This is a genomic window from Kosakonia sp. SOY2 (genome assembly GCF_027109175.1).
In the GTDB taxonomy this organism is placed as follows: Bacteria; Pseudomonadota; Gammaproteobacteria; order Enterobacterales; family Enterobacteriaceae; genus Kosakonia.
Genome location: NZ_JAPVXH010000001.1, coordinates 823046 through 835992 on the forward strand (window position 1 = coordinate 823046; position 12947 = coordinate 835992).

General features: G+C 55.9%; 14 protein-coding genes. 6 read left to right on the top strand and 8 right to left on the bottom strand.

Features of this window, described 5'->3' with window-relative positions:
- Positions 1-5: 5 nt before the first annotated feature.
- Both ansA and sppA read right to left on the bottom strand, forming a co-directional pair.
- Entirely contained in the window at positions 6-1022 is a 1017-nt protein-coding gene (gene ansA, locus O3S68_RS03920) for an asparaginase (RefSeq protein ID WP_086869499.1), read from the bottom strand.
- 61 nt (positions 1023-1083) lie between these two features.
- The gene (gene sppA / locus O3S68_RS03925; protein WP_269230832.1) at positions 1084-2937 is read right to left on the bottom strand and encodes a signal peptide peptidase SppA; all 1854 of its coding nucleotides are present in this window, start codon (positions 2935-2937) and stop codon (positions 1084-1086) included.
- 162 nt (positions 2938-3099) lie between these two features.
- Between sppA and O3S68_RS03930 the strand changes: the two genes are divergently transcribed.
- From O3S68_RS03930 to O3S68_RS03940, 3 genes are all read left to right on the top strand, one after another.
- Positions 3100-3651: an NAD(P)H nitroreductase gene (locus tag O3S68_RS03930; RefSeq protein ID WP_097407034.1), complete on the top strand. Its 552-nt coding sequence runs from the start codon at positions 3100-3102 to the stop codon at positions 3649-3651.
- A gap of 109 nt (positions 3652-3760) precedes the next feature.
- Positions 3761-4339 carry a hypothetical protein gene (locus O3S68_RS03935; RefSeq protein WP_233500381.1) on the top strand — a complete coding sequence of 193 codons (579 nt, stop codon included), beginning with the start codon at positions 3761-3763 and terminating at the stop codon, positions 4337-4339.
- A gap of 14 nt (positions 4340-4353) precedes the next feature.
- Positions 4354-4932 carry a hypothetical protein gene (locus O3S68_RS03940; protein ID WP_269230833.1) on the top strand — a complete coding sequence of 193 codons (579 nt, stop codon included), beginning with the start codon at positions 4354-4356 and terminating at the stop codon, positions 4930-4932.
- A gap of 25 nt (positions 4933-4957) precedes the next feature.
- Here the strand turns inward: O3S68_RS03940 and phoC are convergent, their stop codons facing one another.
- Entirely contained in the window at positions 4958-5704 is a 747-nt protein-coding gene (gene phoC / locus O3S68_RS03945; RefSeq protein ID WP_020454018.1) for an acid phosphatase PhoC, read from the bottom strand.
- 264 nt (positions 5705-5968) lie between these two features.
- On the opposite strand from phoC, the gene selD reads away from it, so the two are divergent.
- Both selD and O3S68_RS03955 read left to right on the top strand, forming a co-directional pair.
- Positions 5969-7012 carry a selenide, water dikinase SelD gene (selD, locus tag O3S68_RS03950; protein ID WP_269230834.1) on the top strand — a complete coding sequence of 348 codons (1044 nt, stop codon included), beginning with the start codon at positions 5969-5971 and terminating at the stop codon, positions 7010-7012.
- A gap of 4 nt (positions 7013-7016) precedes the next feature.
- Positions 7017-8972: a DNA topoisomerase III gene (locus O3S68_RS03955; protein ID WP_269230835.1), complete on the top strand. Its 1956-nt coding sequence runs from the start codon at positions 7017-7019 to the stop codon at positions 8970-8972.
- A gap of 29 nt (positions 8973-9001) precedes the next feature.
- Here the strand turns inward: O3S68_RS03955 and gdhA are convergent, their stop codons facing one another.
- On the bottom strand, positions 9002-10345 hold the full coding sequence (gene gdhA / locus O3S68_RS03960) for an NADP-specific glutamate dehydrogenase (protein ID WP_269230836.1): 1344 nt from the start codon (positions 10343-10345) through the stop codon (positions 9002-9004).
- 236 nt (positions 10346-10581) lie between these two features.
- Here gdhA and O3S68_RS03965 point away from each other — a divergent pair, with 236 nt between their 5' ends.
- On the top strand, positions 10582-10869 hold the full coding sequence (locus O3S68_RS03965; protein WP_020454014.1) for a DUF1496 domain-containing protein: 288 nt from the start codon (positions 10582-10584) through the stop codon (positions 10867-10869).
- On the opposite strand, the gene O3S68_RS03970 is transcribed toward O3S68_RS03965, so the two are convergent.
- Genes O3S68_RS03970 through xthA form a run of 4 tightly spaced genes read right to left on the bottom strand, consistent with a single transcriptional unit; the run spans position 10835 to position 12923 of the window.
- Positions 10835-11251, bottom strand: coding sequence for a pyrimidine (deoxy)nucleoside triphosphate diphosphatase (locus O3S68_RS03970; RefSeq protein ID WP_020454013.1), 417 nt, complete (start codon positions 11249-11251; stop codon positions 10835-10837). The genes O3S68_RS03965 and O3S68_RS03970 overlap by 35 nt on opposite strands.
- Positions 11251-11640, bottom strand: coding sequence for a sulfurtransferase (locus O3S68_RS03975; protein ID WP_269231654.1), 390 nt, complete (start codon positions 11638-11640; stop codon positions 11251-11253). Before O3S68_RS03975 ends, O3S68_RS03970 begins: the two co-directional genes overlap by 1 nt.
- Positions 11641-11672: 32 nt before the next feature.
- Entirely contained in the window at positions 11673-12113 is a 441-nt protein-coding gene (locus tag O3S68_RS03980) for a hypothetical protein (RefSeq protein ID WP_269230837.1), read from the bottom strand.
- Positions 12114-12116: 3 nt separating this feature from the next.
- The gene (gene xthA, locus O3S68_RS03985; RefSeq protein ID WP_020454011.1) at positions 12117-12923 is read right to left on the bottom strand and encodes an exodeoxyribonuclease III; all 807 of its coding nucleotides are present in this window, start codon (positions 12921-12923) and stop codon (positions 12117-12119) included.
- Between the last annotated feature and the right edge of the window lie 24 nt (positions 12924-12947).

The following is a 12947-nucleotide window of genomic DNA, read 5'->3' on the forward strand; positions in this document are numbered from 1 at the left end:
CCTCCTCATTCATCCGGCGTCAGTTCACCGCGCAGGTTTTGTGTCATGGCGGTGCGAATGGAATCAGCGTCCAGATCCTGGCTTAACAGGTAGTGAAGTTTTGTCAACGTCGCTTCCACTGTCATGTCTGCGCCGCCAATCACACCTGCATGGGCGAGGGCGTTGCCGGTGGCGTAGCCGCCCATGTTGACCTTGCCGGACATACATTGTGTCAGGTTGACCACGACAATGCCGCGGGCGCTGGCTTCCTGTAACTCTTTCAGAAACTCACCGTTTTGCGGTGCATTACCCACGCCGTAAGAACGCAGGATCAGCGCTTTTACCGGCTGACGCAGGAAGTTACGCACCACATCGGCGGAAATGCCCGGATAAATCGTTACCACGCCAATCGGTTGCGGGGTGATCGGGTGGACAACCAGTTCTCCCGTGGTGTGCGGCGCGGGCGGCGTGCCCAGGCGGCGAATATGAATACCCGCTTCCAGTAATGGCGCAAGGTTAGGCGAAGCGAACGCGTCGAAACCATCAGCGTGCGCTTTGGTGGTGCGGTTGCCGCGATACAGACGGTTATTGAAGAACAGCGTCACTTCGTTAATCGGGAAATTCGCCGCCACATATAACGCATTAAGCAGGTTGATTTGGCCATCAGAACGCAGTTCGGCGAGCGGGATTTGTGACCCTGTCACAATAACCGGTTTGCCTAAGTTTTCCAGCATAAACGACAGTGCCGATGCGGTGTAGGCCATCGTGTCTGTACCGTGCAGAATGACAAAACCATCGTAATCGTCATAGTGCGCTTTCACATCGTCTGCGATATGTTGCCAGTCTTCCGGTGTCATATCGGACGAATCCATCAGCGGCTCATATTCATGGATGGTGAAATCAGGCATCTCCGGGCGATGGAATTCAGGCATCAGCGCCAGTTGACGTTGCAGGTGACCGGAAACCGGCACATAGCCGTGTTCTGAGCGTTGCATACCGATAGTACCGCCCGTGTAGGCAACGTAAATGGATTTTTTTTGCATAGTTATATTCTGGCTTCATCAAAAAAATCCCCTCCGGTGGAGGGGACGTGGTCAGGTGATTTTAGCGGATATTGGCGCAGTTCAGACAGAGCGCATAACGATTTTGTGGATCGTTAAACACCGCCAGTTTGTCGGTTTCAGCTTTCATCTGTAGCGCAGCGCTTGCCAGTGGCGCGGGCAAATATGCCTGCAATGCTTTTGGCAGCATGGCGCTTACCGAACCGGACATGCTATCCATTAGCCGATCAAAGAATGTCGGCTCTTCCTCGTAGTAATCGATATGCCACTGTTTCAGTTTCGCAAGCTCAGCCGCTTTCGCCAGCGCGTCGTCGAAATCGCCCAACGCATCAACCAGCCCGTTATTTTTCGCATCCTGGCCGGTCCAGACGTGACCCTGGGCGATTTTATCAACCTGCTCAGGCGTGCTGTTGCGCGACTGCGCCACCAGCGTGATAAAGCGTTTGTAGCCATTCTCGATGCTCAACTGCATCATCTGCGAAACTTCGTCCGGCAGCGCTTTGGTCATGCTGACATCTGCCAGCGGCGAGGTTGCTACGCCATCGGTATGCACGCCGATGCTGTCGAGGCTGTTTTCCAGCGTGTTGATAACCCCGAAGATACCAATCGAGCCGGTCAGCGTGCTGGCACTGGCGATAATGTAGTTCGCCGGTGTCGAGATCCAGTAACCGCCGGAGGCCGCCATGCCGCCCATTGATACCACGACAGGTTTACCTGCCGCGCGGGCTGCCGCCAGCTCGGAGCGGATCACTTCCGATGCGCTGACGCTGCCGCCTGGGCTGTTGACGCGCAGCACAATGGCTTTCACTTTCGGATCCAGACGTGCGTCGCGGATCTGTGCGGCAGTGGTGTCGCCGCCTACGTTCCCCGGCGTCTCTTCGCCGTCCATGATCGCGCCGTTAGCGAAAATCACTGCCACAGTATCGCCGACATCGCTCGGTTTTTTCGCCTGGTAATCATACATGCTGACCGCGCGGAAGTTCTTATCCTCCGTGCTCCAGCCAAACTGTTTAACCATTGCTTTTTCCGCATCGGTTGCCGAGCCCAGCTCATCCACCAGCTTGTTGTCCAGCGCATATTTTGCCGTGTCGCCATCCACTTTACGCAGTCCATCCAGCATCGCTTGCGCGCCCGGGAAGACCTGCTGCGCGGTGATTTGGCGGTTAGCGGCAACGGTGTTGAGGTAGTTCTGCCACAACTCATTAATCCAGCGGCTATCTGCCTCGCGCGCTGCCGGGGACATATCGTCGCGAATAAACGGCTCAACGGCGGATTTATAGGTGCCGACGCGGAATACGTGGGTGGTGACTTTCAGCTTATCAAGCAGCGATTTATAGTAGAGGCCGTTGGTGGCAAAGCCATGCAGATCAACCACACCCTGCGGCGACAGCCAGATCTTGTTGGCGAAGCTGGCAAGGTAATACTGGCCCTGACTGTAATTGTCGCCCACGGCATAAACCGGCTTACCGCTGTCGCGGAACTCACGCAGCGCTTTGCCGATATACTGCATCGACGGTTGATCGGCACCAGCGAAATTTTTCAGATCCATCACAATCCCGGTGATATTCCGGTCATGCTGCGCCTGGCGAATGGTATCGACGATGTCAAACAGTGAGTTTTCCTGCAGACGATCCGAACTGGCACCAAACAACTGGCGGCCCAGTGCGCCAAGCCGGCTGCTGGCCGAGGTTTTGTCCACCACTACGCCGGAAATATCCAGCAGCAATGCGCCCCGACTGTTACTGCTGGTTTTGCTGTCGCTCATTTGCATCCACACGCCTGCGACAACCAGCACCAACAAAATAAAGAAAAGATTGAGCACCAGCTTGCGGATAAAGTTCAGCAATCGCCAGCTCCACTTGAAAAAACCGGCAATAATACGCCAAAGGGTTCGCATGTATTCTCCCTGGTAGTTAACGACCACCGCTGCCCGAGCGGCAAAGTGTGGTTATCCTAATTACCCCGCTGCCACTTGTCAGCAGGAATCGCCTCCGGCGCTGTAACAATTTCTACGCCCGTGTTAATTTTGTGAACAAATTTCAATACAGGAGTTTAACTAATGGACGCACTTGAGCTGCTCGTCAATCGTCGTAGCGCATCCCGGCTGGCAGAACCGGCCCCGGCAGGTGAACAACTGGATAACATTGTGCGTGCGGGGATGCGCGCGCCGGATCACGGTACGCTTCAGCCATGGCACTTTTTTGTCATCGAAGGGGAAGGGCGCGAACGTTTCAGTCAGACGCTGGAGCAGGCCGCGATTGCCGCAGGCCAGGATGAAAAAGGCGTCGAAAAAGCGCGTACATCGCCTTTTCGCGCACCGTTAATCATCGCGGTGGTGGCAAAATGCGACATTCACCATAAAGTCCCGCAGTGGGAGCAGTTGCTCTCTGCCGGCTGCGCGGTAATGGCGATGCAGATGGCGGCGCTGGCGCAGGGGTTTAACGGAATCTGGCGCACAGGCCCGCTGACCGACAGCCCGGTGGTTCGCCAGGCATTTGATTGCCGCGAACAGGATAAAATCGTCGGTTTTCTGTATCTCGGCACACCGCAACTGAAAGCCTCGACTACTGTCACCGTACCGGATACCACGCCGTTCGTGACACGTTTCTAAGCTCCGCCTGATATCGGACGGCTGCGACAACTCTGCCGCAGCCGTTTTCTTTTAAAGTCCAGTCTGCTTTCGCCGATAACGTGTTCTTATTAAGGAAAAATAAGGAAAGATGATGCGTGGCGAAATGAAAGCAGGGATGGTAATTGTGGGGGCAATGACGCTGGCAGGTTGCACCATCTCCACTTCCACGATGGACGATTACTCAGCAGCGGATGCGGCAAAGCTACGCGTTGAAAACTATGCGACACCATTGGTGGCAGAAATTTACCAGCAGTCGGGAAGTTGCCTTCGTCAGGTCGATCAAAAATCGCTGACATCCGCAGTGAATATCCTTGGCATTAAATCCACCCGCAATAAAAAAATCGCTGGTATTGCCCCGTTACCCGCCAGCTCGCCATTACAGGGCAAAGATGTGATGGAGTTTTCCGTTAAGCCTGGCCAGTTCTTGCGCATCGGCTATGTCACCGTTTCGCAAACCACCTATTCGCAAACCGTGCATGAATCATTTCGCAGCGTATCGCCAAAAGCGGGGCACAGCTACGAGGTATACACCTTGCCCGGCGGCTACTACACCCACGAAATTATGATCACGGACGTTACCGAAGGCAAAGATACTCCGGCACCGGTGTGGGCACTGAATGAGTGCCCGTATGATTACAATCTGTTCCACACCAAAGTTTATCGCTAAGCGGTGGAATGCTGATGAAACGTCTGATATCCACTGCCGTGATGCTGCTGTTGGCTGGCTCACTGACGGGCTGCATTGAGGTAACGAATAAAGTCGATAAAGTTATGACATTGCGCACCTGGGAGACGGAAAACAGTCCGGTCATCTATGCCACATTCAATGCGGCAACTGGCGTGCGCGTTAGTTTTTCGACGCGCACATTCCCGGTGCAAATCGCCGATAGTGATGCGTGGTTACGTTTTACCATTGATTACGGTAATGCTTTTGTTCAGTTGCACAAAATCGAAGTCACTCACCTGACACGCGATCTGCAGCCCTTTGACGCGTTTCTGGCATGGGCTGATAAGCCGCTGGCCACCCGACAGGCTGAAAAGGCGCAGATTAATGCGCGTGCGGACTATGTCAGCAATCACTATTCCGTGGTTAATGAAGCGGGTACGGATGAACCGTTGTTTATTTTCAGAGGGGATATTTTCCTGTTCTCTGACCCCGTCCAGCTGGCGCTCACGCGTGAAGATGTAGCCAACATCATCGTAGAGGCGCAGCGGGTACAACGCCTCTATAACCTGAAAAACGCGAAGGGATCATCGTAAAAGCACGCCCGTCCGGGCGTGCGGTTTACTTATGCTGGGCGGCAAACTCGTCCTTGGCTTTCTGCAACTGTTGCTGGAACGCCGGATTAGTATGCAAAGTGGCAACGACAGCGGAGCCAACAATGCGCGCGGCGTCCACGTCACTTTGCCAGTGGTAGCCACAAATCACCCGGCTTTGCCCCAGGTCGTAGCCGCGTTTGAGGATCTGATCCTGACGCTGTGGGTTAATCTCTGCCAGCACCAGTGCGGTAGCCCAACCGATAGAGGTATGACCGGACGGATAAGAGCCGTTTTTCGCCAGTGAATCCTGCTCTTTAGTGTTGCAGGTTGGTACGCCGTAGAAGGCAAACGGGCGGATACGCATATATTTTTGCTTCGCGCCGCGGGTTGCCAGATCGCCTGCATCTTCGATCATATTGGTCAACAGCTTATGCAACTGCGGGGAGTCTTTCTCGGTGATCGGTGAGCCAAATGCGCCGGAGAAGGCGTTTGCCACGCCGCCGCTGCTCAGGTTTGCGTCTTCCGCTGCCTGTTTGCCGCGCTCGGTGTTACGGAGCAAGCGGCCCTGCTCGTACATCGCCTGATCGTTTAAAAACGCGATGCTACCGACTTCCGGCGGTGGTGGTAACAGCGCCAGGCTATCAATCGCCTGCGCATTTTTCAGGTAATAAAGATCAGGTTTGGTGGTGGCATCATTCCCGGATGGAACCAGAGCAAAAGCGCTGGTAGAGAGCAAACTAGCAAGACAAAACGCGAGGATATTTTTTTTCATGAGCGGTTCCTTTGTGTAAAAAAGCATCTGTAGCCCTCAGTGGCTGCTGTCATATTTCTGTCATGAAAAGCCAAAAAGAACATTGCGGTGACTCCCAAAATGGCCGATGTAGTTATAAATATGAAGTTTACGAGCGAAAAATCATCGTATGCAATCTCTGTTTCGTTTGCTTAATGAGCAATAACGCGCGAATTAAGGTTGCCAGACTTACCAGCTCCGCATTTGAGCGCTACCATAGCGCGATTGCAATGACAGGAGATGTCCATGAGCGAGCAAGCCATTCGTTTAACGCAATACAGCCACGGAGCCGGTTGCGGTTGTAAAATTTCCCCCAAAGTGCTGGATACCATTCTGCATAGCGAGCAGGCGAAGTTTCTCGACCCGAACCTGCTTGTCGGCAACGAAACGCGTGATGACGCCGCCGTTTACGATTTGGGTAACGGTACCTGCATTATCAGCACCACCGACTTCTTTATGCCGATTGTCGATAACCCCTTCGACTTTGGCCGCATTGCCGCGACCAACGCCATTAGCGACGTTTTCGCGATGGGCGGCAAACCGATTATGGCGATTGCCATTCTGGGCTGGCCACTCGACAAACTGGCACCGGAAATCGCGCGTGAGGTGATCGACGGTGGGCGTTTTGCCTGCCAGCAGGCGGGGATCGCGCTGGCGGGCGGTCACTCAATCGACGCGCCGGAGCCGATTTTCGGCCTTGCCGTAACTGGCGTGGTACCAACCGAACGCGTGAAGAAAAACAGCACCGCCCAGGCGGGCTGCAAACTGTTCCTCACCAAGCCGCTGGGCATTGGCGTATTAACCACGGCGGAGAAAAAATCGCTGCTCAAACCGGAACACGTTGGTCTGGCAACGGAAGTGATGTGCCGCATGAACCTTGCCGGTGCCGCCTTTGCCGGGATCGACGGCGTAAAAGCGATGACCGATGTCACCGGCTTTGGCCTGCTCGGTCACCTGAGTGAAATGTGCCAGGGCGCGGGTGTACAGGCGCAGGTCTGGTATCAGGATGTGCCGAAATTGCCGGGTGTGGAAGAGTACATCGCCCAGGGCGCCGTGCCGGGTGGTACCCAGCGTAACTTCGCCAGCTATGGTCATCTGATGGGTGAGATGCCAACGGCGGTGCGCGATTTACTGTGCGATCCGCAAACTTCCGGCGGTTTGCTGCTGGCGGTGGCACCGTGTGCAGAAGAGGAAGTTAAAGCGACGGCAGCGGAATACGGTATTCAACTGAGCGCGATTGGTGAACTGGTCAGCGCACGCGGCGGTCGCCCGATGATCGAGATCCGTTAATCCTATGCGGTTATTTATTGCCGAAAAGCCCAGTCTGGCGCGTGCCATTGCCGATGTGCTGCCGAAGCCGCATCGCAAAGGCGACGGCTATATTGAGTGCGGTAATGGTCAGGTGGTGACCTGGTGCATTGGTCACCTGCTTGAGCAGGCGCAGCCGGACGTCTACGACAGCCGCTATGCACGCTGGAATCTGGCCGATCTTCCAATCGTGCCGGAAAAGTGGCAGTTGCAGCCGCGCCCGTCGGTGCTTAAGCAAATCAATGTTATCAAACGCCTGCTCGCCGATGCCGAACAGGTGGTGCACGCCGGTGACCCGGATCGAGAAGGGCAGTTGCTGGTTGACGAAGTGATTGACTACCTGCAACTGCCAGCTGAAAAACGCCAGCAGGTGCAGCGGTGCCTGATTAACGATCTCAATCCGCAGGCGGTAGAGCGCGCGATTGAGCGCCTGCGGGCAAATAGCGAATTTATTCCACTGTGTGTGTCGGCGCTGGCGCGCGCCCGTGCCGACTGGCTCTATGGCATCAACATGACCCGCGCTTATACGCTGCTGGGGCGCAATGCCGGCTATCAGGGCGTGCTCTCCGTTGGACGCGTGCAAACGCCGGTGCTGGGGCTGGTGGTGCGTCGTGACGAAGAGATTGAGAACTTCGTGGCGAAAGATTTCTTTGAGGTGAAAGCGCATATCGTCACGCCAGCCGGGGAGCGCTTTACCGCTTTGTGGCAGCCGAGCGAGGCGTGTGAACCTTATCAGGACGAAGAGGGGCGCTTATTGCATCGTCCGCTGGCGGAGCATGTGGTGAACCGCATTAGCGGCCAACCCGCGCTGGTGACGGCCTATAACGATAAACGGGAATCAGAACTCGCGCCGCTGCCGTTTTCGCTTTCGGCGTTGCAAATTGAAGCGGCAAAACGCTATGGGCTTAGTGCGCAGAATGTGCTCGATATTTGCCAGAAACTCTACGAAACCCACAAGCTGATCACCTATCCGCGTTCTGATTGTCGTTATTTACCGGAAGAGCATTTTGCCGGACGACACGCGGTGATGAACGCGATTGGTGCGCATGCTCCGGATTTGTTGCCGCAGCCGGTGGTGAACCCGGACACGCGCAACCGCTGCTGGGATGATAAAAAAGTCGATGCCCACCATGCGATTATCCCGACGGCCCGCGCCTCGAAGGTCAATCTCAGCGATAACGAAGCTAACGTTTATAACCTGATTGCTCGCCAGTATCTGATGCAGTTCTGCCCGGATGCGGTGTTCCGCAAATGCCAGATCGATCTCGACATCGCCAACGGCAAGTTTATCGCCAAAGCGCGTTTTCTGGCGGAGGCCGGGTGGCGCACGCTGCTTGGTTCGAAAGAGCGCGATGAAGAGAACGACGGCACTCCGCTGCCGGTGGTGGCAAAAGGCGACGAATTATTGTGCGAAAAAGGCGAAGTAGTGGCGCGCCAGACCCAGCCGCCGCGCCACTTTACCGATGCAACATTGCTGTCGGCGATGACCGGGATTGCGCGTTTCGTACAGGACAAGGAGCTAAAGAAAATTCTGCGTGCTACCGATGGTCTGGGCACCGAGGCGACGCGCGCCGGGATTATCGAACTGCTGTTTAAGCGCGGTTTTCTGGTGAAAAAAGGGCGCTACATCCACTCGACCGAACCGGGACGGGCGTTGATCCATTCGCTGCCGGAGATGGCGGCGCGGCCTGATATGACCGCGCACTGGGAGTCGGTGCTGACGCAAATCAGTGAGAAAGAGTGCCGCTATCAGGACTTTATGCAGCCGCTGGTGGGGACACTGCACGAGTTGATTCACCAGGCGCGCAACACGCCGGTGCGTCAGTTCCGTGGGCTGGTGGCACCGGGCGGTGAGAAGAAAAAACCGTTTGCCAAAGGTCGCGGGAAGAAACGCCCGCCATCAGCAGAGGCGGGCGGTGACGCGGCATCTGCGGCCGGATAACGCGTTTTCGCTGTTACCCGGCCAGCTTATTAAATCACGCCCTGCGCCAGCATCGCGTCGGCGACTTTCACGAAGCCCGCGATGTTGGCACCGCGCACATAGTGCGTCTGTTTGCCTTCGCCACCGTACTCAACGCAAGCCTGGTGAATATCCAGCATGATGTGATGCAAACGCGCATCCACTTTTTCCGCTTTCCAGCCCATACGTGCGGCATTCTGCGCCATCTCCAGACCGGAGGTGGCAACCCCGCCTGCATTCGCCGCCTTCCCCGGCGCGAACAGCACGCCCGCCTCGAGGAACAGTTCGGTGGCATCAATGGTGGCAGGCATATTGGCACCTTCCGCCACCGCTTTTACGCCGTTGGCAATCAATACGCGCGCCGCGTCGGTATCCAGCTCATTTTGCGTGGCACACGGCAGCGCGATGTCGACCGGCACTGACCACGGTTGTTTGCCTTCGAGGTATGTCAGACCAAATTCCCGTGCGTAATCGGCTATACGGCCGTCGCGGCTGGTTTTGATCTCGCACAGACGGGTCAGTTTTTCACGGTTAAATCCGGCTTCATCTACCACCGTACCGGCAGAGTCCGACGCGGTAATCACCCGTGCGCCAAAAGCTATCGCTTTTTCAATCGCGTACTGCGCCACGTTGCCGGAGCCGGAAACCGCCACACGCATCCCTTCAAAGCCAAGACCGTGACGCTTGAGCATCGCTTCAGTGAAATAGACCAGGCCGTAACCCGTCGCTTCCGGGCGGATCAGACTGCCGCCAAACGACAGCCCCTTCCCGGTAAACACACAAGCGGTATTGTTGGAGAGCTTTTTCATCATCCCGGCCATAAAACCGACTTCGCGTGCGCCGACGCCAATATCTCCGGCGGGCACGTCGGTATCCGCGCCAAGATGACGATACAATTCGCTTATCAGCGCCTGGCAGAAGCGCATCACTTCGCCATCGCTCTTGCCTTTCGGATCGAAATCACTGCCGCCTTTGCCACCGCCCATCGGCAGGGTAGTGAGCGCGTTTTTGAACGTTTGTTCGAAGCCGAGGAATTTGAGGATCGACAAATTTACCGACGGGTGAAAACGCATACCGCCTTTATAGGGGCCAATAGCCGAACTGAACTGTACGCGCCACGCGCGGTTAACCTGCACCTGATTGCGGTCATCAACCCAGGCGACGCGAAACTGGATCACGCGCTCCGGTTCAACGAGGCGTTCGAGTAAAGACATCTGGCGGTAACGCGGGTGAGCTTCAAGGAAGGGCCAGAGGGTAGTCATCACTTCACGAACGGCCTGGGAGAACTCCGGCTGGTGCGGGTCACGCTGTTCGACATACTGGAGAAATGATGCAAGAGAGTGCGTCTGATCCATAGATATAAGAGTCTCTTATTGTTGTGGTGAATTTGTTGTGATGGTGGTGCGCAAAAAGCAGGCACTTCCGGACTATAACATCCGCAAAGCTATATGCCGCAAGGGAAAAAAAACGCACTCCAGGCAAATTAATAATTGGCAATCTGTCATAACTAAAAACGATGATCGGTGTAATTAAAGTCCTGCCGCAGAGATCCGTTATAGTAATGAGTGGCGTCAATCAAAAAGGACAAGTTATGGCTCGAATTAAGTGGATAGCAGCAGCGTTACTGGTTGCTGCCTCAACCAGCGTGCTGGCTGAACGTTTACCGTCGCCGGGAATCGAGGTGAATGTGCCGCCGGAAGTGTTCAGCTCCGGTGGGCAGACGCAGACCACGCAGCCCTGCATGCAATGCTGCGTATACGGTAATCAAAACTACAGCGAAGGGGCGGTTATCAAAACCGAGGGGGTGTTATTACAATGCCAGCGCGATGAGAGAGCCATTTCCACTAACCCGCTGGTGTGGCGGCGCGTGAAGCCATAAACGCTTCCAGCAGCGGAATATCCGCCGGAGCCAGCGGCAGTTTTAGCGCTTCGGCGGGTAAGCACCACAATAACGCGCGGTGATAGTGACGTACCGGTTCACCGCTAAAATTCACCACATGCCAGGCGTGCAAATGAATCAGCCGCCCGGAAACCTCCCGCTGATGGCTGGCAACATAGCGCGCAGGTACAGCATCAATACCCAACTCTTCCCGCAACTCGCGCGTTAGCGCCTGCGGCTGTGTTTCCCCGGCTTCTACTTTTCCACCGGCAAATTCCCACAGACCGGCCTGATCGGCATGGTCGGGTCGCTGCGCCAGTAAAATGTTGCCGTCGCGCTCAATGATGGCGGCCACGACATCCAGGGTTTTCAGAAGGGTCATTACTGCGTTCCGTTAGTGTGCTGGCTCCATTCGAACCAGCCGCCATCATACACGGCGATATCTGCCCAGCCGAGCGCGCGGGCAATAAAAAAGGCAAACGAGGCGCGCCAGCCGGTACCGCAATAAAAAATCACCGGGTTATCGCCAGTGATGTGCTGTTGTTGCCAGAGTGCGGCGATCTCTGACGGGTTTCGCACCGTGCCGTCCGCATGGTGAAAATTGGTAATCAACTGGCTGTCGCCTGCTGCCTGCCCCCAGCGGGCGCCGGGAATATCGCCGACAGCGGCGATATAGTCGTAACCGCTTATCTGACCGCTAAACTCAGGCCAACTGCGGATACTGACCAGCAATGTGCCGGGCTGCGCCAGACGCTGCTCGGTTTGCGCCATATTGAGCAGAAGCTCAGGCCGCGCCGGGATATTCACGCCAAAATCCAATTGCGGGTTGATGCCTGACGCTGCACCGGTTTGCCGGGCGAAACCGGCGCGCAACCAGCTCTGCCAGCCGCCATCCAGTAAGCGAACATCTCTGATCCCGGCGTATAACAAAATGTGCGCCATCCGCTCCGCCGCATAATTGCCGCGGCCGTAAAGGATGCGGTACTCTCCGCGCGCAGGCCATGACTGAGCAGCACCTGGCGTAATTGTTCTGGCTTGAGCACATTCCACAGCGGCAGGCTTTCTACTTCGCGGGTGTCGATATAATCCGCGCCGGGAATATGCCCGGCGCGATAGCGGTGTTCAGCGTCACAGCCCACTTCCAGCAGCCGCCACTCGCCCTGCGGGCCAGCGGTAACCGGGCGGTGTTGCAGCAGATCCGCCAGCCACGTTGCACAAACCCACGGAGAACGCGCAGGCGTCATCGGTCAGACCTTAAATTTGGCCCACACCGGTGCGTGGTCGGACGGTTTTTCCATGCTGCGAATGTCGTAATCGATACCCGTCTCAATGCAGCGCTCCGCCAGCGGTTGGCTTGCCAGCAGCAGATCGATACGCAGGCCGCGGTTATCATCGAAGCCTTTTGAGCGGTAATCAAACCACGAGAAGCGATCCTGAGTTTCCGGGTTGGCTTCGCGGAACGTATCCACCAGCCCCCAGCCTTTCAGACGCTCCATCCATTCGCGCTCTTCCGGCAGGAAGGAGCATTTACCGGTGCGCAGCCAGCGTTTGCGGTTCTCTTCACCGATACCGATATCAAGGTCTGTCGGGCTGATATTCATATCGCCCATGATCAACACCGGTTTTGTTTTATCGAGTTCTGTATCGAGATAGTTCTGCAAGTCCTGGTAGAACTTCTCTTTCGCCGGGAACTTCAGCGGGTGGTCGCGGCTTTCGCCCTGCGGGAAATAGCCATTAATCACCGTGATATCGCCGATAGGCGAGGGGATCTCCGCCATGATAATGCGGCGCTGCGCTTCTTCACCGTCGTTCGGCCAGCCGCGACGCACGGAAATCGGCGTCTCTTTGGTCAGCAATGCCACGCCGTAGTGGCCTTTCTGTCCGTGATAAAAAACGTTGTAACCCAGCCGTGCGACATCTTCGAGCGGAAACATATCGTCGTGGACTTTGGTCTCCTGCAGGCCGATGACGTCCGGCTGATGTTGCTCAACCAGCGCTTCAAGCTGGTGAGGGCGGGCGCGCAGGCCATTGATATTAAAAGAGACAAATTTCATAGTCGCAGCCATTTAGCAGAGTGA